Source organism: Liquorilactobacillus uvarum DSM 19971, from assembly GCF_001434935.1.
In the GTDB taxonomy this organism is placed as follows: Bacteria; Bacillota; Bacilli; order Lactobacillales; family Lactobacillaceae; genus Liquorilactobacillus; species Liquorilactobacillus uvarum.
Genome location: NZ_AZEG01000028.1, coordinates 1 through 21,543, shown reverse-complemented (window position 1 = coordinate 21,543; position 21,543 = coordinate 1). Strand labels below are relative to the sequence as shown.

The following is a 21,543-nucleotide window of genomic DNA, read 5'->3' as shown; positions in this document are numbered from 1 at the left end:
ATTTTATTATGGCACAACTGTCTAAATATTTGTGTACCAAATACTAGGATAAGAGCAATGTCTATTTTGTAATTAATAAAAGAATATTACAAAGTAATTTTTTGTTCTACCTATATTTGATAAGAAAATAATGAAAAATTCTCAGAAATATAGTTACAATTGCTACGTTCAATAAATTTTAGAATTAGTAAAAATACTTGAAATTTATGGTGATCTTCAATTTTTGTTATACACTAATAGAGAATTAAAAAGTATATAAATTTCACAGCTGGGAAATATGGAGGATTAACGTAATGAAGAAAATAATTCTTTTAGTGGAAGATGAACAAGGCCTAGTTGATTCATTAAAAAAAGAATTTCAATTCGAAAATTATAAAGTTTTAATTGCTAAAGATGGTATATCAGCACTTAACATTTTTGCAAAGGGTTCCAATTTAATTGATCTAATTATTCTTGACTGGATGTTACCTAATCTAGATGGACTTGGTGTATTACGAAGAATCCGACGTAATAGTGATGTTCCTGTTATTATGTTAACTGCTCGAGATTATACTGGTGACAAGGTAGCCGGCCTGATGGGTGGAGCAGATGATTATGTTACTAAACCATTTGATATTGAAGAACTCTTAGCACGAATGAAAGTTGTTCTACGTCGTTCTAGACAAATAACAACTACTTCTTCTCAAATTTATCGGCTGGATAACTTGGTGTTTGATACAAAGAAAAGACGAATTACTCGAGATAATCATAATATTCAATTGACACAAAGAGAATACAAATTGTTACTTGAAATGTTTAAATCTGTTGGTAAAGTGTTTACTCGTAATGAATTGCTGGATCTAGTTTGGGGAAGTGATTTTGAGGGAGAACCTAATATTGTAGATGTATATATTCGTTATTTACGAAATAAAATTGATAAATTTCCTAATTCCAAGAAATTGATTCATACTGTACGAGGAATTGGCTACTCATTAGCCGATGATCAAGTAAGGAAGTAATTTTATGAAAATATGGCCAAAAGCGAACCAAAATAGTTCTTCAATTATGTTACGAAGTTTTCTTTTGCTCATAACAATTATTATTATGACTTCTGGTTTGATAACTATCTTAGCAGTTGGTCATCAGTTGCTAGAAACTAGTAGATACAGTTCAAGTAACATTATCAAAAGTTTAAAAAATACTGTAATCGATAGTGATCATGATTGGAAACAATGGAGATTTAACAGTACTCTGAATACAAGTACTAGTTACGTTCACGTTCATAATATGCGTAGAAATGCTGCTATTGAAAATTATTATTCACCTGATACAAAGACGTTGTTAAAAATTCGTCCTCAAGTAGTTTTACCTATAAAAGGGCTATACTATCGTCCACATATTGGATTCTTAATATATAATGAGGGACATGCTCGTGGTATAAATTATGAGTTGTGGATCAAGTTAAATTCACAGTTGGAAATTCTTGAACGTGTTGTTATTATTACAATTATCATCTTGATATTAACATTAATTATTACGCCTTTGTATATCAAACTAATCGCACAACGTTTAACAGGATCTTTAACACAATTAACAAAAACTGCTGAGATAATTTCCACTAAAGATCTACAAACAGACGATAAATTACCTATACCTAATACACCAACAGAAGTAAAACAATTAGCTATGAGTTTCAATAGATTATTATCAAATTTGTATCAACAAAATCAAAAGGAAAAAGTATTTGTTTCTAACGCTGCACATGAGTTACGAACTCCAATTGCTACCATTCAGAGTCATGCACAGCTGCTTCAGCGACGCAGTAAAGAGCATCCAGAAATTATTGATAATTCTTTAAAATACATTACTGAAGAGTCACATCAAATGGCCATACTAATTGATGAGTTGCTAGCACTTTCAAGAGCAGATAAAGCAGTCTTAACATTACACGAATACAACCTTAGTGATTCTTTAATTGCAGTTGCAAAAAACATTTGCTCAATAATACCCCAGAAATTAATTATAAAAATAGATAAAAATATCCATATAAATGCTCATCAAAAAAGTGTTGATCAAATCATCACTAACATCATAAGCAATGCAAGTAAATATTCAGATAGCAATAGATTGATAGAAATGACTTTGAAAAAAATACAAAAACAGGTAATTATAAGTGTAGCTGATCAAGGCATAGGAATTTCTGATAAGGATAAAGAACATATTTTTGAAAGATTTTATCGTGCAAGTACTGTCCGGGGATCGATCGAGGGTACTGGATTAGGGTTAGCCATTGCCAATCAGCTAGCAATTTTGAATAATGCACAATTGACAGTTAAGGCTAATAAACCTCGTGGTACAATTTTTTTACTGCACTTTTTTGTGTAAATATAAAAAACTTTGTTTTTTCTGAAGAAATTTTATTCTAACTCTTATAGGGCTGTGCTATAAGTCCTTCAAAATAGAAGAGATTAGCGAAAATCGTTCTTTACTTTTCACTAATCTCTTCTTTTCGTTAATACTTATTTTGCGAGGATTTCCACTTTTAGTGAAAGCTCGGTGGTCAATTTTAAAATTATTATCATATTTGTTTGCCTTATACTCTTTAAATTCACGTACAAACCTATACTTGTCTTTGCACTTACGGTAAGCGTAAAAACTAAATCTAACTCCTTGCGGATCAATAAAATAATCATCTTTAAGGTGATACGTCCAATTCATGACCTTACAATCATCACTTTGCCATTTGCAACTATTTTCTTTCAGCATTGTCTCATATGAAATCAATGCTGTATGTTCAGGTAATTCATCTTCAAGGTATCGATAATTTGATTTTGAACCGTATTCTTGCGCCAAACAAAACTATATTTATTGGTATCAGCTAAAATTTTAGTTCCATCAATAAAGGTAACCTCATCAATAAGGTTATTTTACTTTAGATATTTGGTTAGTTTTTGAATACATTGATTGCTCAAGTTCTCAACTTCGTCTGAAATTCTAAAGCGGCAAGGAACGTTCTTGTGTCAGCCAACGGGCTGCCAAATTCTCTTCTACCAAGGTGTTAATCCGACAACTACTGGAAATCCCTTTTGTGTACACAAACAAAATTAATTTTAGAAGTACACGCAGATCATACTTACGCGGACGTCCAAAGATGTAGGGATCTTTAATTTTAAGAGCTTCAACTATTTGATTAATCATCCGCGCAGGATGATTTTCTTTTGGTTTCCAGTTAGTTTTGATAATAAGTACGGTCTGATTTATGCTATAATTATTGTACATTTTGGATATCCTTTCATGGGGTATTATTTTTGAAGGTGCTGGCTGCGACCAGTGCTTTTTTTAATTATACCAAAAGAGCTTCACCAGAAAAATCATTACTTTTTCTGGTGAAGCTCTTTAACCTAGAGACTTATGACCCAGTCCATTTCTGAATTTTTTTCATAAAACTTTTATTTTAGTTACCTTTTAGTAAGATTCTAAATCAATTAAGTTATATAAAGTAACCAATAGTTTTAAATCGAGATAAAAATTAGAACAAGTGTTATTTTTGAATATTTTTTAAAGAAGAAAAGGTGGAAATCTTTTATATGTCAATAAATATAAGCAATTTATTACTGAATATAATGACACAATATGGATGACTATTTTACATAATATTATTCGTTGTAATTTTTATTGAAACTGGACTAGTAATATTTCCATTTTTACCAAGATATTCACTGATCTTCTTGACTGGAACAATTTCAGCTATAGGAAATTATATGATAAACCCACTCCTTTTAATTTTATTACTTTCAATTTCAGCAATTATTGGTGACACTGTAAATTTTAAAATTAGTCAATATTTTGGTAATCAGTTAAAAAAATCAAAGTGGCAAAAATTTACTATTTGCAACAAACAACTAATTTTTTTAGTAGACATGGTAATAGTGCTATCTTTTTAGGACGTTTCACACCTTTTATTCGAACGTTCATACCATTCATAGCCAGTTTAAGTAAGATGAATTATCGTAATTTTATTAAATTCAATATACTTGGTAGTTTCTGTTAGGTTTCGATAATTTTTCTTACTGGGTTCTTTTTCGGGAATATTTCAGTTATTAAAAACCATTTTGAATTAATCATAGTTATGATTGCTTTTATTTCAGTATTCCCGCTAATTTTAAGTTATTCAAAAAGGAGAAAAAACAATTGATTTTAATGAATAAAAATAAATATTGGTTAATCACAGGTCTTATTTCATCAATTTTGTTTGTAATTTTGGTAAGTGTAATTTGTTTAAATCAATCATGGATTATTGATTTAGATTCACAGTTTCAACGTTTACCTACAATGACAGTTACAACAATTAAAAATCAATTCTTTTCTATAATTACATTTTTTGGTAGTCCTATTGTCAATATTTGTTTAACGTGTTTAATAGCACTGGGCGTATGGTTTAGACAAAACCAGTTATTAAATGTAATATGGATTATTTCAGCTCAAGTAATTGGAGATATGTTAGTTTTTCTTTTCAAGGAAATTATTCGCCGTCCACGTCCTAATAATCAAGTAATGAAAGATACTGGTTTTAGCTTCCCAAGCGGGCACACTTTTAGCACTGCTATTGTTGTTTTAATAATATTATTTATTGTTATTCCTTGGTTGGAGGATCAAGAAATACAATTCGCTATATCACTACTTTCTATTTGTTGGCTAGGTGTCGTAGCTTTTTCACGGCTCTATTTAAGAAATCATTTTTTAACAGATGTACTAGGAAGTATTTTACTAGCATTAGCATGGTGGGAAATAATGAGAGGTATTTATTTTACTTTGTATAATCCTGCTCTGGAGTCAATAAAACTTAAACATTTAAAAGAGAGGAAAAAATAATTATGAAAAAACTAACAATTGTGATTCCAGCATTTAATGAAGAAAAAATTTTACCTAATTCAATTAGAAGATTGCTTAAGATTGAAGAAAGATTAATTAATAATCAAAAACCTGATTATATGGCTGATATTCTAATTGTAGATGATGGTTCCTCTGATAAAACGTGGAAAATTATTGAATCTGAACATAGAAAACATACAACTATTAAAGGCATTAAACTAAGCCGTAATTTTGGACATCAGAATGCTTTGATTGCCGGGTTAAAAGAAGCTATTAACACAGCCGATGTAGTTGTAACAATTGACGCCGATTTACAAGATGATCCCACTGCTATTTTAAAAATGTTTAGTAGATTTATTGCGGGTGTAGAAATCGTTTATGGTGTGCGGAACAATCGAGAAACAGATACTTGGTTTAAGCGTAACTCAGCATTATTTTTCTATAAATTATTAAATTTTATTGGAGTAAAATTAATTCCTAATCATGCTGATTTCCGTTTAATGTCTAAAAGGGTAATTAAAGTTTTTCTGCAGTATCAAGAACGTAATATATTCATTCGTGGAATAATCCCAATGCTTGGTTTTAGGACTACTAAAGTTTACTATAAACGAACTCCTCGATTAGCAGGAAAATCAAAATATCCTCTAACAAAAATGTTGTCTTTTGCATGGAATGGAATTACTTCATTTTCAATTATGCCTGTTCGTTTTATTTTAGTACTTGGAGTTTTTGCAAGTTCACTTGGAATAATTATGTTTTGTTATTCAATTATTACTAAATGGTTAGGTTTAACTACCCACGGGTGGTCATCATTAATGGTTTCAATTTGGGTTTTAGGCGGCCTACAAATGGTTAGTTTAGGTATAATTGGTGAATATATTGGCAAAATAACGACTGAAGTCAAGCATAGGCCACGATATATTATCCAAATGCATTTAGATTGAGCGTGATTCTATGAGAAAAAATTTAAAACTTTCGATATTCCCCATCTCACTGATATGTTGTTTAACAATAGGTATTATTAGTAATCTTTTTAGCTCAAACAAATTTATTACTAGTATAGTCATTTTGCTTATTAGTATGGCAATATTCATAGCTGTCTACCAGCTTGCACCTTATATCGATAGTTTCTCTAAAAAAAGGGTCATGTACTTAATCTGTAGTGGGTTATTCTTCATGTTGATAGTACAAATTCTTATTCTTATCTTCTTACCGGATACAGTTTATCACGATCCATATCGTGTACTTTCACAGGCTGATCAAATGGTAAAGGATGATTCTTGGAATAATACGTATTTCTGGCGTTATCCTAATAATGTTCCACTGACCTACTTATTATCACTATGGCTTCGTCTAATGCATCTTATTAATTTGACTACAAATACTGAATTGCATATTTTAAACTTTTTCTTTCTAGATGGTTTTATAGTCTTAATGTTAGTGACGCTGTATCAACTAAATAAACGTAAAAGCATAGTAATTGGTGGTTTTACTTTTCTTGTCATGTCACCATTTGCGTATACTTATTATCTTCAAATATTTTATTCAGATTTGCCATCGATGTTAGTTTTGTTAATAATTTTTCGTAGCTTACTGTTATGGAATCAAAAATCTAAAAAACAGAAGATCATTTCTGGAGGCATTTTAAGCCTAATGATATTGATAGGGGAGTTAATTAGACCAAATTTGATTGTTTTATTACCGGCCATTGCCATTGTTTCAATATTCCTTGTTTTGGGGAAAATACTGAAAAAATCTAAGTTAATAATTCCAATAATAATTATAATTATTAGCTTTAGTTTAAGTTTTCCTATAACAAAAATAATTTATAGTGCTAGCAAGTATCACAAAGACTCGGCCTATGAGTTACCCCTTACTTCATGGGTAATGATGGGATTAAATCAAAAAACCAATGGGACTTATAGTGGAAGTGATATCAGTCATGAAATAAAAAGAACTAGCTTAATAGTTCGGCAAAAATATGATAAAAAAAGGATTATGACGAGAATTAAAAAACTAGGACCCTTTGGAGTTTTAAAGCAATGGATTATTAAACTTGGTGTATTGCTTAATGTTGGGTCAATTCAAAGTTGGTACAATGGGGGATTTCGGGAAGCTCCAAATTGGTATCAAAAGAATGCAACCTTTTTTGAGACACTGACATCTATTAGCTATCAAATAGCAACAATTGTTTTATGGTTGTTTGTCATCACGTTTTTATGGAATTGGATTCCTAATTTATCAAAAAAAAAAGATCCTATTATTTTATTAGTTATTATTACAATTTTAGGATATCTAGCTTTTCACACATTAATATGGGAAACTGAAGAGCGATACGGGCAAATAATTTTACCATTAATTTTGTTTTTATTTGGTGCTTTATCAGGACATACACCAAGGCCCATGATTGTAAAATCAAGGTCATTGCTAATGTTAATTACTTTGGCTTTTCTGAATTTGTTGAGCTCAGCAAATTTAATTTCGACGCTTTACCCAAAGCCTCAAGTTGTTGTAGCACAGCGAAGTCAGCTTTCAACGCAGTACCATGCTAAAAGGTTGTTAATTAAAAAAGGGTCAGTCATTTCAGAGAAATTAGTTTTTAATTATAAAGCTAATAAATTTTATATAGAAATACCAGCCTCATCAAATTTCAAAGTTGAGCTGATAAATACCAAAAGCAAACATCGTTATCGATTAAGACCCAATGGGACAGCTTATGATTATCAAGGAAAAATTATCAGGGGTGAATATTATATCATATTGAAAGATAAGCAAAATGAATCGCAACAAATAGAAGTTGTCCAAACTAGAAATTATAAATTATCGCCGTACAGTTTAATGTTTAACCATCATACAATGCGATATGCATCATTAATTTATAAAGGTATTTATGATCCTAAAAGATAATATTTTTAAATTGTTAACGGTTATCAAATAAAAAACTCAAAAGAGAGAATGTTAATTAACAATAATTTACGGTCAAATATAATTATTGTTAATTTGTAATAATTACAATATAATAAAAAATATAATATAGTGAATAATTAAAAATTATAAATAAAGTTGAGGTACTAAAGTTTGAATCATTTAAAAAAATTATGGATTATTCTAGGAATAACCCTAACAGCTATAATTTTACAATTCATATTATATCAGCAGTTATTAGCTCAAATTACAATTACTATTGTTGGAATTGCTTTTTCTCTAATTATGTTAAAGGAAATGCTTTATACTCTCCAATCTGGTAGTTACGGAATTGATTTATTGGCCATTACTGCTATTATTTCTACGTTAGCAGTAAATGAGTATTGGGCATCTATAGTAGTTTTAATAATGTTAGTTGGTGGAGAGACCCTAGAAGACTATGCTACAAAAAAAGCTAATCTGGAGTTAAAAGCTCTACTTGACAATTCACCACGAATTGCTCATAGAATTAAAAATAATGTTACAACTGATACTAAAGTTGAAAATATTAAGATTAGTGAGTCATTATTAGTAAAACCTGGTGAACTAGTTCCCGTTGATGGTTATATTATTAAAGGAGAAGGTCAAATAAATGAGTCTTCTTTGACAGGTGAAGCTCAACCAATATTCAAAAGACTAGGTGATTATTTAATGTCTGGTTCTTTGAACCAAAACTCTTCAATTATAATTAAGGTTGATAAAACAGCCTCTGATAGTCAATATCAGCAATTAGTTAAACTGGTTAAAAAAGCTAAGGAGAAACCTTCACATTTTGTACGTTTAGCTGATAAATACGCTCTTCCTTTTACTTTAACAGCATATATAATTGCTGGTATTGCTTGGTTTGTCTCTAAAAACCCTGTACATTTTGCAGAAGTTCTTGTCGTAGCTTCTCCATGTCCATTGATTTTAGCAGCTCCAGTTGCTATAATTTCCGGAATGAGCCGATCCTCACGCAATGGAATTATTGTTAAAACGGGTGACATAATTGAAAAATTAGCTACTGCTAAAACTGGAGCATTTGATAAAACTGGAACTGTCACAGATGGTAATTTGACAGTTAGTGACTTGATTATTATGAATAATATCAATAAGCGTGAAATGCTTAACTTTATTGCAAGTATTGAACAAAATTCAGATCATATTTTGGCTCGTGCTAGTGTAATCTATGCACTAAAAAATAATGCAATTATTACAGAAGTTGATTCTTTTTCAGAAGATGTCGGTAAGGGAGTTTCCGGAGTAATCAATGGACAATTCATTAAAATTGGGAAACTAAGTTTTGTAGCTCCTGATAGTAAATTAACCCCGACCCAACAAACAACTCTTTATATATCGGTTAATAGTAACCTATGGGGATATATTAACTTTGTTGATCATATCCGACCAGAAGCATCGAGAACAATTTCAATGCTAAGAAAATTAGGAATTGACAATTTAATGATACTGACTGGTGATCAAGAAAAAAGTGCTAATTATATTGCTGAACAAATTGGAATTAAAGATGTGCACGCAGATCTTTTACCAAAAGAAAAAATTGCGGCATTGAAAAATATTTCAAAAAAAATTCGACCCATTTTTATGGTTGGTGATGGTGTTAATGATGCGCCTGCATTAGCAACTGCTGATATCGGAATTGCCATGGGAATGCATGGTTCAAGCGCAGCCAGTGAATCTGCAGATGTTGTTATTTTAAAAGATGATTTGACTCGTGTTTATAAAGCTATTTCTATTTCTCGAGATACAATGCTAGTTGCTAAACAGTCAGTTTTAATTGGTATTGTCATTTGTTTAGTTTTAATGCTAATTGCCAGTACAGGAATCATTCCAGCATTTATCGGAGCAATGTTGCAAGAGGTTGTTGATACTATTTCTATTTTATGGGCTTTAAAAGCGCGTAATTCAAGTGAGACAAACATTCATTCCAGCAAATAAAATTTATACAAATTAAGTTAAACCGATTTAGTATGTTTAAAAAATATTTTGTGAGTTGTTGATTTGCCAAAACTAGTTCAAAAAAAGCTCACAAACGCGAATTGCTGTACCAATTGCTGGAAGTAGAGTTGATAAAAAAACAGTGATGCAACTAATGAATTGATATTTGAGTACCATCTTTGATCAAGTCAGTAAACGAATTATCACTTCCAACATCGACCAGGACATGGAATCAGAATTAACTATTAAAACGTCATTAGCCCTAGGTAAAAGCTCCCAAACTAATATTTTTACGCTCTTACATGAGGGTTCACAGTATACTAGTATTGGGATACGAAAACCTGTTAAGAACAGCATAACATCGGACATTACTATTCCAAATAAGATTATCCGTATGATATAATAGGCCGCTGGAAACTCTTTACTTAAACGAGAATTTATTTTTCAACCACGATTTACTAACTTTGAAGATTAAGTCCTCAAAATTGAGAATTACATTAATTGGTACAATACCGAAAAAATTAGGATAAAAGTCTAAATTTTTTAGTGATAAAATTTGACGTAGGAATAGATCGTACTATTTGCAGTATATTTGAATTAGCTTAATAAACTATTTCAACATTTCTTTGTGTTTTAAATAATTTAAAATAGACCATGTTTTAAGCTTAAAACTCTTTTTTAATTTCATCACGAACGCTTCTAAAAACTTAAAGCTGTTCTTCATCAAAACCATTTACCTTAGCAGAATCCGATAGTGGCCAGTGAAGACTAGTCGTCACTTGTGATAGAATATGACAGGACATTTGTCGCGCGTATCTCCGCAAAGAGTAATAATCAAATCTGCTGAATCAAAGTAATCTAAATTAATTAACTTGGAATATTGCTCCTACGTCAAGTTTTGGTACTAAAAAAATTAGCCGTTTATCCTAATTCTTTCGGTGTTATACCAGTTAATGTAATTTTCAACTCTGAGGACTAAGTCCTCAAAACTAGTAAAACGTGTTTGAAAAATAAATTCTCGTTTAAGTAGCGAATGGAAAGCTTCGAGCGGACCGTTATCATATGGATAACCTTGTTTGGAATATGAATGCCTAATCAGGTGCCGCTTTAACAGGCCTTCATAAGCAATACTGATGTATTGTGAACCCATATCAGAGTGCAAAAAGGTTGGCTTAGAAGCCCTGCTCAAGGCTTGCAACAATGTCTTAATAATCAGTTTCGATGCCATCTCCTTGCCAATGTTGAAAGCGATGATTTGCTTACTAGCTTGGTCAAAGATGGTACTTAGATAAACCCAAGTGCCTGGTCTTAGTTCTAGGTAGGTTATGTCAGCACGCCAAATAGTTCCGATTGGATGGTTCTTAATCAAGTTAGGCCGTTGAGAATAATCTACCTTATTCATAATAAAGCACACTCTATGTTCGCAATTTCTTAGTTTAATGTTGATTATTGTAAATAAAATAACCTTTCGCGTGTACAATTGGTACAGACTAAGAAGAAAAGTAGATGATTCAATTGCTACTATTGGTAATTTGTTCCGTCCAGCGAGTTACACGTTGATCAGCCTGATCAACTTTATTCCCATCTACAACCAATGGTCGCGTAAATGTGTTATTTCTTGATCCTTGATTACGGAGAATTCCTTGAATACGCTGAACACTATTACCTTGCCCATAACCGCCTTGTGTCATGAACGGAGCAATCCTTTTATTTGAAAATGTCTTACCATAACTATTTAAAAAAGATATCATTGGATGTGCCAAAGTCATTGCCCAGATAGGGTAACCTAAATAAATCGTATTATATTGACTTAAACTTGGTACTTTCATATCAATTTTGGGATAATCTTGATTTTCACGTTCAGAATTGGCCCTTGAAAGTGTTCTCTGGTAATTTGCAGCATATGAATCTTTTACAACAATTTCTAAAATGTCAGCATGAGTTTTTTCAGCAATTTTGCTAGCAAGCAACTCAGTGCTGCCTGAACGTGAGAAGTAAATAATTATACTGCGAGCATTTTTGGTAATCTTTCTTGTTGGTTTATTTTTGCTATTAGTATCCTTACCGTCAGACTTCGTTCCAGAACCATTTCTCCATAAACTATCTGTTTTTCCCAATTGTGGAGCGGAAATTGGCTGTTCACTAATTCTTCCGGCAATTTGCCTATCAACTGCTGTATTAGTTGTGTGACGCAATATCATTGTTCCCCCAATTCCTAAAATAAGGAAAATAACTATTATTAACATAACTATCTTTCTTTTCCTCATCTTTTAATAACCTCACTTTCAGAAACAGATAGTTGAAGTACAATATAAATTCACTATTTGTTCGTTTGATACATATAACCTCTCGTTCTTGGTAATATGGATTTATCTGTTGTCTTTACCAGTAAGTATTGAACAACATCGATATTGCCAACTTCGAATGAAGCTGCACAAGCTTGTAAATATAAAGACCACATTCGATCAAATCTTTCTCCATATTTCTCAATTACTTGCTGCTCAACCCTGAGATAATTTTGATACCATGTTTCGAGAGTTTTTTGATAATGGAATCTTAGTGGTTCAATATCAGTAAATTGTAAATTAGCATCCATAATATGTTTTAGATTTTCCGCTATATTTGGAATGTAGCCACCTGGAAATATATATTTACTAATAAATGGATCTACACCAGCACCCATATGTTGTCCTGTAATTCCGTGAATTAATGCTCGTCCTTCGGGAGTCAAAAGTTCCTGTACCTTTTTAAAATACAGACCGAGATTTTCTTTCCCCACATGTTCAAACATTCCAACAGAAGTTATATAATCAAAGTTACCCTTTAATTCACGATAATCTTCCAGTAGAACTGTTACTTTATTTTGCAAATGACGGCTTTCAATTTGTTGTTTTGTATAATCATACTGTTCTTGGCTTAACGTAATTCCAGTTGCATGCAAATCAAATTCTTCGGCAGCCATAAATAATAATGTTCCCCAACCACTTCCAATATCTAAAAGCTCTTTTCCAGGGTTAGTTGCCAATTTCTGTAAAATATACCGATCTTTGTTCAGTTGTGCCTCTTTCAAACTATCATCATCACTTCTGTAATAAGCACAAGAATAGGTCATAGTCTCATCAAGCCACAGACGATAAAAATCGTTACCGATATCGTAATGACTTTTGATATCGCGTTGACTAGCTCGCTCTGAGTGTGACATTTTGGGTAAATATTTTAAAAACGAGCTCTTTGTTAAGAAACTTTCAGATTGACGATAGGCAGAGGCAACCAATTCCTGAATGCTTCCTTCAATTTGAATATCTCCATCCATATAAGCTTCTCCAAGTACCAATGTTGGCTGATCTGTTAACTCCTGCAATGGAAGTTTTCTCTTAAGACGAACTTTAATAACAGGTTCTCCAACACCATACACTTCAAATCTGTTATCCCAATAAGTAACTGACACTGGTATATCAAACGCATGACTTAGTAATTTTCGATAGATATTTTTTTCTAACATTATTTTTCCTTCTGTCTCATAATTGACTGCTTTATTTTTTTATTTTCCAGCTCTTTTTTGTAGCTCTGCTGTATATCGATTTCCAACTATTTTAATTTCGCTTGACAGCTCATTAAGTTGGATTAATTCCGTTTGATTGAATTTAATGTTCACTGCCTGTAGATTTTCTTTTAAACGACTTAATTTAGTAGTCCCTGGAATTGGAACCATCCACGTCTTTTGCGCTAAAATCCATGCCAAAGCTATTTGAGCCGGTGTAGCATTCTTTTCTTTTGCAAAAATTTTGATTAAGTCCACCAAAGCTTTATTTTTTTTAATTGCTTTTTCAGTAAAACGAGGCAATTTAGTACGTAAATCATTTTTTGAAAAAATAGTTTCAGTATTAATTTTCCCAGTTAGATACCCTTTGCCAAGTGGGCTGAAAGGAATAAAACCGATACCTAGTTTTTCTAGCAAGGGAAGCAGTTCATCTTCGGGTTCTCTAGTCCACAACGAGTACTCGCTCTCCACTGCAGTTAGTGGTTCAACATTGTGTGCTTTCTTTATTGTTTCTACTCCAGCTTCTGAGAGGCCCCAGTGTTTAATTTTTCCTTCTTTTTTTAACTGTCCCATAAGTTGGGCAACTTCCTCAATTGAGACCTTAGGATCTACCCGATGAAGAAAGTAAAGGTCAATCGTCTCTCTTTTGAGACGTTTTAACGATCCTTCTAATGATTTACGAATACCTGTTAAATTAGCATCTATGACTTGTTTCCCATCTGCTATTCTAATACCACATTTAGTCGCTATCGTAACCTTGTTCTTATAAGGTTTTAGTGCATTTCCTAATAACTCCTCATTTATAAAAGGACCATACACTTCAGCTGTATCAAAAAAAGTTTCCCCAAGTTCAACTGCTTGTTGAAGCAAATATGTCATTTCTTTGGTACTTTTTGCATCACCGTAACCGAAACTCATACCCATGCAGCCTAAACCAAGTGCATCAACTTCTAAACCTTCTTTTCCCAAAACACGTTTTTGCATAACACAAAATCTCCTTTCACTAACTAACGACTATTCTGAAATAGTTTGTCGTGCAAATTTGAAACTTGTTCATCAGTAGTTGCCTCACCGATAAAATTCATTTGAAATGTATTAGAAATATGCTCTACGACATGAGTAATCGGACGTATAGCATCAGAAGGATCTGACCCTTGAATTAAAAGATACACATTTTTCCCACGCAAGCTTCCATCCTCATGCTCTCCCATCCTATCAAGTAAAGTTTTTAAGTAACCACTCATATCAGACCAATACACTGGAGTTCCAATAATAATATTTTTGGCATCTTGCATTTTTCTAAAGACAGTGTCAAATTGATCTTTGTCAACTGAACTTTGTCCAATTTGATGAATATGATAGTCAGCAAGATTTAATTGTTCGTACTGAATGTCCCCTAAAAGTTCTTTTCCAAGTGTAGCGGTGTTCCCATCTTTGTTTTGACTAGCATTAATAAAAAGTTGCGTGCCCGAATTGGATATCGTGCTATCCTTTGAAGTCTTTTGAACTGAAGATGTGTTGTTACTAGCACTCTCACTACTTTCGCGCATGCTAATCTGTCTTAATTGATATGTTCTCCAAATAACTAATCCGGCAATAGCTAAAATAATAATAAAAAAAGCACTGAAGAAAATTTTCCTTTTCATAATTCCCTCCTAGAATAATAATTTTTTATAGCTTTCAGAAGATATTACTAAGGTATCATTTGGAGTGAACTCTAAGTCAAGTATTTAGTTTTTAAAATAAAAAGAGATTATATTTGACTTGAAGTGTACTTCAAGGAATATAGTTTAGACGTTGGTTAATCCAATTACAGGCAAATCTAGTTATTTAAATAAATTTAGGAGGATTTTTCATGGCTTATAAAACAGTAAATCCGTACACAAATGAAGTCGTTAAGACTTATGACTTTGCAACTAAGGAACAAATCGAGCAAACATTAAGTACAACACACAATTTGTATAAGAAGTGGCGCAAAGAAAAAATATCAGATAGAGCTACTACTCTTCATAAAATCGCTGACTTGTTCAGAGTTAATAAACAAAAATTGGCTAAAATCGCAACTGTAGATATGGGAAAACTTCTTAGAGAATCAGAAGGCGAGGTTGAATTATGTGCGCTGATCGCTGACTATTTTGCGGAACATGGTGAAGAGTTGCTATCATCTACACCAATTATGACTAGAGCAACCGGTGCTGCCGAGATTGAAAAACAAGCAATAGGAACGATACTCGCAGTCGAACCATGGAACTTCCCTTACTATCAAATCATGCGTGTGTTTGCTCCTAACTATATAGTAGGGAACCCAATGATTTTGAAACATGCTTCTAACACCCCGGGATCCGCAGCAGCTTTTGAAAAAATCGTTATTGAAGCTGGAGCATCAAAGGGAAGTGTGGTAAATCTATTTTTGAACTACGATCAAGTAAGTGAAATTATTTCAGACCCGAGAGTTCAGGGTATTGCGTTAACTGGTTCAAAGAGAGGTGGTCAGTCTGTAGCTAAAGTAGCTGGTGAAAATTTGAAGAAAAGCTCAATGGAGCTTGGGGGAAGTGATGCTTTCATCGTTTTAAGTGACGCCGATGTAAAGCAAGCTGTAGATCTCGCCTGGAGAGCCCGTTTGTATAATGCAGGACAAGTATGTACTTCTTCTAAACGTTTTATTGTTGCTGACAATTTGTATGATGAATTTCTTAAGCAATTAAAAGAAAAATTTGCAAATTTGAAACCTGGCGATCCGATGAATCCAAACACAACACTAGCCCCTATGAATTCTCAAAGAGCTAAAAATAAATTACAGGATCAAGTTAATCGCGCCATTGCTGCGGGTGCAAAAGTCTATTATGGCAATCAGAAAATTGATCTTTCTGGCCAGTTTTTTGAACCAACAATCTTGGTCGATGTTAATAAAGACAATCCATTGTTCTACGAAGAAATGTTTGGCCCGGTTGCGCAGGTTTTTAAAGTGCATAGCGATGAAGAAGCAATTGAATTGGCTAATGACTCTCAACTTGGTTTAGGTGGTATTGTATTTTCAAAAGATCCACAACATGGAAAAAAGATTGCACAACAAATTGAAACTGGAATGGTCTTTGTCAACACCTTCTTGAGTTCATTACCTGAGTTACCATTTGGTGGCGTAAAAGGTTCAGGTTATGGAAGAGAATTGAGCTCATTGGGATTAATGGCATTTGTCAATGAAAAACTAGTTGTAACTGCACAGAAACCAGATTTTGGCAACGCAGCCGGTGGATTGGCAATTATCTAAAAATAACGTTAGTTACCTTTTGTGGATAAAAAAGCGTATTGTGGTATGAAAGATTTTAGCATAAGAATCAAGCAATCAGTTAATATGCAGTTTTAGCTATAGGCAAAGGTATAGTAGATTTAAACTTCCATGTTTTTTAAGATCATTAATATAGTAAAAAATATTAAGTTAAAAGTAAAAGGCCTGTGACGAGCATCTGTTTCGTCACAGGCCCTTGTTAGGGTAATTATAATACTTATTAGCAAATTATCTAAAAACTAATAATTGTATGTTTGGAGAATAGTTTTAATGAAGAAAAATAAGCAAATAATATTAGCAACGGTCTTGATCAGTTATTTTTTAATTATCTTGAGTAATTCGGTTATTTTCACTGGCATTGTGGATATACAACACGAATTATCATTATCAACGAAGACTCTTTCATGGGTCAGTAATAGTTATTCATTGACATTTGGTGGATTACTTCTGTTATCTGGTAGATTAAGTGACATTTTTCCTAAAAAAATAGTCTTTTCTGTGGGCATAATTATCTTTGGAATTACCTCTCTATTGGTAGGTATTGCTAATACAGGAACGCTACTAATTTTAGCGCGTGCAGTGCAAGGAATAGGTGCTTCCATTATCGCTCCTACATCATTGGCTCTATTGCTGGACACATTTGATGGAATGGAACGTACAAAAGCAATTGCCTTATATGGAGCAACTGCTGGAATAGGCTCTAGTGTTGGTTTGGTCTTGGGAGGACTTTTTGCAAGTTTATGGACCTGGAGAATCGGATTTTTAATTAATTTTCCTTTGGCTGCTGTACTACTCGTTATTGTCTTTAAATACGTTACTTCAAAAACAAGTAAACAAGCAATCAGTATTGATTATTGGGGAAGTATTTTATCAATTTTAGCTGTAGCGAGTTTATTATATGCAATGACTGCGGACAACAATCAAATAATATTTCTGATAATAGGTGCCCTCTTACTTGCAGTATTTGTTATTTTAGAATCAAAGTTAAAAAAACCAATTATGCCCCTTTCTTTATTCAAAGACTTTGAACGTACAGGTGCTTTTATAGCTAGATTTTTTTATATGGCAGCAATGATGAGTTTTTGGTTTTACACTCCCCAGTTGATGCAAGGTGATCTGCATTTTGCGCCACTTTGGGTGGGCTTTGGCTTTTTCCCTATGACAATGGTTATGTACATTGTGGCACTTAAATTACCTGAAATGACACAAAAAATTGGAAATGCACGAATTTTGCATATTGGAATGCTACTAACACTAATTGGAATGATTATTGTTTGTTTCTTCCAAAATAGTTTCGGTTATTGGTGGGGGATTGGTGCTCCAATGCTGCTAATTGGTGCAGGTCAAAGTATGACTATAAGTCCTCTAACAGTGTCTGGTGTTATTAGAACCCGTGGAGAAGAATCTGGAGCAGCATCGGGGCTGGTTAATGCAGTTCATCAAATTGGTGGAGCTGTTGGCTTAGCATTTGTGGCTCTGGTTGCTGGGAATATCAACAATCAAGTTATGCGGTATCAAGTATCTATGATTACAGCAACTATTTTTGTGATAATAGCCCTCATATCAAGCTTTTTTCTGATTCATTCAAATAGAATGCGTAGATAATTTTAATTGCTTAGCTCATGCAATTAAAGAAGCATATCCAAAATTGTATAAAAATATAATTAAGGAGCTACGTCGAAAGTTAACTTTCGACGTAGCTCCTTTGTTTACTCCGTATAAATGTGTTCGATAAATCCAAATATAAATTCTTCTCAAATAAATTCATTCTTGAAAACCTATTTATTGTTTACTTACATTGCGTCTTTTCTTTAATCTAGGATAAAGGACAGATATATAAAGAATCAATGCAACAACTGTGAAAATTGCCAGACCACCAAAAGCAGGTGCATATCCTAAAAATTTGATTCCAATTCCTAGTATCAGAGCTCCTAGCCCATAAGCCAAATCCGCTGTTGCAAAAAGAGTTGCACTTGCCACTCCACGCCGATCAGGTGAACAAAATACATAGCCTGTTGCTTGTAATAGAGGAAAAACCACACCAAAACCAAGTCCAAATAAAATCGCTGATATCAAGAAAATAGTTAAATTAGATGCCCAACCTAAAACAATTAGGCCACAGAACATCAGCACAATACCAGGAATAATTATAGCAGTTATCCCATAACGATCTGATAACCGTCCAACTCCCAGCCGTACTACAAACAAAGATAAAGCATACATTGAAAAGTATAGACCAATGTTTTCAATTCCTTGATTGATACCGTAACTGGCGATATATGCCATAATAGCCCCATAAGGCATAATAGTGAATAGAATCACTAAACAAGTAGGCATAACACTTTTTTCAAATAACATATCTAGTTTGGAATTTGCTTTAGCATGTGGGGCGGTCTGAGAAACAGAGGAACTTTTTTTTACCGAAGATTGCTTTCTTTCATAATTTAATGATAAACCTGTTACTAAACTAATAATTCCTATTAACGTTCCTGCTCCAAATAGCCACCAAGAACCACGCTGAAACATATTCAGTCCCAGGCCGGGGCCAAGTGCCATACCAATAGTATTAGCCAAAGTATAGTAACCTATACCCTCGGTTAGCCGCGAAGCAGGTACTAAGTCTGCAGCTATGGCACTCCCAGAAGTAGAAGATGCACTGAACCCTATCCCCTGCAACGCTCGAATGATTAAAATCCCCCCCAAAGATGAAACAAGTCCAAAGAAAGGAGCCGCTGTTGCCATTATAATGACGCCCACGAGATAAACAGGTTTACGTTCCCAGTGGTCAGCTGTATCCCCCCATATTGCACGCGAAGCCAGACAACTTATGGTATATACTAAAATAATAATTCCACCGACTGAAGGATCAGTAACACCAAGATTGCGAGCGAACAGAGGAAGAGTTGGTATAAACATAAATGTTGTAATATACATAAAAATAGCAGTAATTAAAAGTAGAACAAAGTTTCTTGTCCACAAAGGCTCACGATAAGATTTTCTCTTCAAAAACAAGATCTTCTTTCTTGTGGTAGTAATATTTCATTCTGATAAACTGTTTAAATGTTTCAATTATTTTTGAAATAGCTAAGAGGAAAGTTTTATCCAAAATATACTAAAATAACCACCCCTCCTTCAAACATAAAAAAACATTTTAGAAGTTCATAGCAATAGAGAGTGGACTAAAAGCTAACTTTCAATCCACCCTCTTATCCCGACTTGGTGTAATGAAAATCAATTATTACCTAAATAATTTTAAAAATTTACACCACAGCATGCGAGTTACAAATATAATTTAATTTGTATATTTTTTATTTCGAACTAATTTGTTTGGTTGATCTTTATGCTCTTTTTCAAGTTTGCGTAATTCTGCTTCAGACTTAGCCATGTGATCTTCATAATGCTCTAATTTCCAATGCAAATGGTCAATAGCAGCTTGTAGGTCATCTTTTCGTTCTTCCATTACTTCTAACTGCTCTTTCAACAATTGTTTTTGTTCTGCAATGCTTCCTTCAGCCGAATCAACTAAATTCATATATTTAGAAAGATTCTCAATAGACATACCTGCTGAACGCATTTGTTTAATAAAATTAATTCTACCGATAATACGTGTACCAATATCCCTTATTCCCGAAGAGGTCCTATCGATATGTGGTATCAATCCAATTTTTTCGTAGTATCTGATTGTATCTGAACTTACTCCAGTTAATTCACTAGCTTTTTTAATATTCATTATTATCATTCCCTTTGCAAATACATAAACTATATATTATATGGTAGTTATATTTTTGTTTGCTACTTTTGTAGGAGTAACAATACCACAGTAGCGCATTGAAAATCTATTAGTAAAAGTTTCAAAAACATGATTGATTGATCTAAATACTTCCGAATTATCAGGATTACTTCCTTGCGCTAAAATAACCGTCTTTTTATCTCGATAGATATCGCTTACTAAGCGGTGTCTATCGAGCCAAGTCTTTAATGAACCTGTCATATCATTCCAATAAATAGGCGTTCCAATTGCAATTATATCGACTTTTTTTAATTGTAAAGCTAATTCAGTAAATTGGTCTTGATTAGTCACCTGACCCAATTGATCAATATGATAATCAATTAAATTATAGGTCTGATATGGTTCTCCATCAAAGAATTTTTGGGCCAGTTTAGCAGTTTCACCATTAGTGTTTTGACTTGAGTTCAAAAATACATTTATTTTCAAAATCTACCTCCACTGTCAATTAATATTATTAAAAAAGCTAAACTCAATGCTAGAGTTTAGCCATTTAAGAAATTGCAAAATAAAAAAATAAATTTTATTCTTACACACTAACCTTGCTGGTTTGATGGTCTCATAACAATTTCATTTATATCAGAGTCTTCTGGTAAATCAACAGCTAATGAAATTGCTTGCGCTACACGTTCTGAAGGCATCGATACACTGACATAAAAATTTTCCATTGCCTTTTTAGTATCTGGGTCAGTTACATGATCAACTAATTCAGTCGATACAGCACCTGGTGAAACAACAGTCACTCGAACATGGCTCTTTGCAGCAACTTCTTCCTGACGTAAGGCTTCACTAATCATCCAAACGCCAGCTTTAGTTGCACTATACACACCACCACCAGAATGAACTGCATGTGCTGCAACGGAAGCTATATTGATAAACTGGCCTGATTGTTGTTTGCGCATCTGCGGAAGAGCCGCATTTATTCCATAGAGGACGCCGCGTAAGTTGATATCAATCATCCGATTCCAATCTTCAACCCGCCCTTTAATAAATTCAGAATGTGGCATTAATCCCGCATTATTCATCCAAACATCCAACCGACCATAAGTGTCGATAGCTTTTTGGGCTAAAGCTTTAACCTGTTCAAGTTCACTGACATCAGTTGCCAAGTAAGTTGCTTGTCCCCCCGATTGTCCAATATCCTTAACAATTTTTTGCAAGCGTTCTTCCCGACGTGCC

General features: G+C 33.2%; 18 protein-coding genes and 3 pseudogenes. 9 read left to right on the top strand and 12 right to left on the bottom strand.

Translation table 11 applies throughout. The features are described 5' to 3' along the window. Positions 1-293 precede the first annotated feature (293 nt). Both FD20_RS10325 and FD20_RS10320 read left to right on the top strand, forming a co-directional pair. Positions 294-998: a response regulator transcription factor gene (locus FD20_RS10325; protein WP_057738344.1), complete on the top strand. Its 705-nt coding sequence runs from the start codon at positions 294-296 to the stop codon at positions 996-998. Between the two features lie 4 nt (positions 999-1,002). Continuing rightward, on the top strand, positions 1,003-2,364 hold the full coding sequence (locus FD20_RS10320) for a sensor histidine kinase (protein ID WP_057738342.1): 1,362 nt from the start codon (positions 1,003-1,005) through the stop codon (positions 2,362-2,364). 93 nt (positions 2,365-2,457) lie between these two features. Here FD20_RS10320 and FD20_RS10315 read toward each other — a convergent pair. After that, positions 2,458-2,820, bottom strand: a pseudogene (locus tag FD20_RS10315) (IS1182 family transposase); the annotation flags it as partial. Positions 2,821-2,973: 153 nt separating this feature from the next. Then, positions 2,974-3,258 (bottom strand): transposase, encoded by a 285-nt coding sequence (locus FD20_RS10310; RefSeq protein WP_057738338.1) that lies wholly within the window; start codon positions 3,256-3,258, stop codon positions 2,974-2,976. A 592-nt stretch (positions 3,259-3,850) separates the two neighbouring features. On the opposite strand from FD20_RS10310, the gene FD20_RS13845 reads away from it, so the two are divergent. The 5 genes from FD20_RS13845 (at position 3,851) to FD20_RS10290 (ending at position 9,750) form a co-directional block, all read left to right on the top strand. Then, positions 3,851-4,030, top strand: a complete 180-nt coding sequence (locus FD20_RS13845) for a DedA family protein (protein ID WP_235807761.1) — start codon at positions 3,851-3,853, stop codon at positions 4,028-4,030. Between the two features lie 149 nt (positions 4,031-4,179). After that, positions 4,180-4,851, top strand: a complete 672-nt coding sequence (locus FD20_RS10305) for a phosphatase PAP2 family protein (RefSeq protein WP_235807762.1) — start codon at positions 4,180-4,182, stop codon at positions 4,849-4,851. A gap of 2 nt (positions 4,852-4,853) precedes the next feature. Beyond that, positions 4,854-5,795, top strand: a complete 942-nt coding sequence (locus tag FD20_RS10300) for a glycosyltransferase family 2 protein (protein ID WP_057738335.1) — start codon at positions 4,854-4,856, stop codon at positions 5,793-5,795. Between the two features lie 319 nt (positions 5,796-6,114). After that, positions 6,115-7,758 carry a hypothetical protein gene (locus FD20_RS10295; RefSeq protein ID WP_157060906.1) on the top strand — a complete coding sequence of 548 codons (1,644 nt, stop codon included), beginning with the start codon at positions 6,115-6,117 and terminating at the stop codon, positions 7,756-7,758. 171 nt (positions 7,759-7,929) lie between these two features. Then, entirely contained in the window at positions 7,930-9,750 is a 1,821-nt protein-coding gene (locus FD20_RS10290; RefSeq protein ID WP_057738331.1) for a heavy metal translocating P-type ATPase, read from the top strand. A gap of 707 nt (positions 9,751-10,457) precedes the next feature. Here FD20_RS10290 and FD20_RS13840 read toward each other — a convergent pair. The 6 genes and pseudogenes from FD20_RS13840 to FD20_RS10265 form a co-directional block, all read right to left on the bottom strand. Next, positions 10,458-10,636 (bottom strand): annotated as a pseudogene (locus FD20_RS13840) (low molecular weight phosphatase family protein); the annotation flags it as partial. Positions 10,637-10,663: 27 nt separating this feature from the next. Beyond that, positions 10,664-11,143, bottom strand: a pseudogene (locus tag FD20_RS10285) (transposase); the annotation flags it as partial. Positions 11,144-11,261: 118 nt separating this feature from the next. Continuing rightward, the gene (locus tag FD20_RS10280; RefSeq protein WP_235807760.1) at positions 11,262-12,017 is read right to left on the bottom strand and encodes a flavodoxin; all 756 of its coding nucleotides are present in this window, start codon (positions 12,015-12,017) and stop codon (positions 11,262-11,264) included. Between the two features lie 53 nt (positions 12,018-12,070). Then, entirely contained in the window at positions 12,071-13,252 is a 1,182-nt protein-coding gene (locus FD20_RS10275) for an SAM-dependent methyltransferase (RefSeq protein ID WP_057738327.1), read from the bottom strand. Positions 13,253-13,291: 39 nt separating this feature from the next. Continuing rightward, the gene (locus FD20_RS10270) at positions 13,292-14,275 is read right to left on the bottom strand and encodes an aldo/keto reductase (protein ID WP_057738325.1); all 984 of its coding nucleotides are present in this window, start codon (positions 14,273-14,275) and stop codon (positions 13,292-13,294) included. A 23-nt stretch (positions 14,276-14,298) separates the two neighbouring features. Beyond that, entirely contained in the window at positions 14,299-14,937 is a 639-nt protein-coding gene (locus FD20_RS10265; RefSeq protein ID WP_057738323.1) for a flavodoxin family protein, read from the bottom strand. A gap of 209 nt (positions 14,938-15,146) precedes the next feature. Between FD20_RS10265 and FD20_RS10260 the strand changes: the two genes are divergently transcribed. Together FD20_RS10260 and FD20_RS10255 are read left to right on the top strand one after the other, a co-directional pair. After that, positions 15,147-16,559: an NAD-dependent succinate-semialdehyde dehydrogenase gene (locus tag FD20_RS10260; protein WP_057738321.1), complete on the top strand. Its 1,413-nt coding sequence runs from the start codon at positions 15,147-15,149 to the stop codon at positions 16,557-16,559. 288 nt (positions 16,560-16,847) lie between these two features. Next, positions 16,848-18,182, top strand: a complete 1,335-nt coding sequence (locus FD20_RS10255; RefSeq protein WP_057738319.1) for an MFS transporter — start codon at positions 16,848-16,850, stop codon at positions 18,180-18,182. Between the two features lie 177 nt (positions 18,183-18,359). Here the strand turns inward: FD20_RS10255 and FD20_RS10250 are convergent, their stop codons facing one another. The 4 genes from FD20_RS10250 to FD20_RS10235 form a co-directional block, all read right to left on the bottom strand. After that, positions 18,360-19,583, bottom strand: a complete 1,224-nt coding sequence (locus FD20_RS10250; protein ID WP_057738317.1) for an MFS transporter — start codon at positions 19,581-19,583, stop codon at positions 18,360-18,362. Positions 19,584-19,869: 286 nt separating this feature from the next. Continuing rightward, entirely contained in the window at positions 19,870-20,307 is a 438-nt protein-coding gene (locus FD20_RS10245; protein ID WP_002826218.1) for a MerR family transcriptional regulator, read from the bottom strand. Positions 20,308-20,343: 36 nt separating this feature from the next. After that, complete coding sequence (locus FD20_RS10240; protein WP_002823333.1) at positions 20,344-20,793, bottom strand: flavodoxin family protein; 450 nt, start codon at positions 20,791-20,793, stop codon at positions 20,344-20,346. A 107-nt stretch (positions 20,794-20,900) separates the two neighbouring features. After that, positions 20,901-21,543 (bottom strand): SDR family oxidoreductase (locus FD20_RS10235; RefSeq protein ID WP_057738315.1); only part of this gene is annotated, 643 nt, incomplete at its 5' end.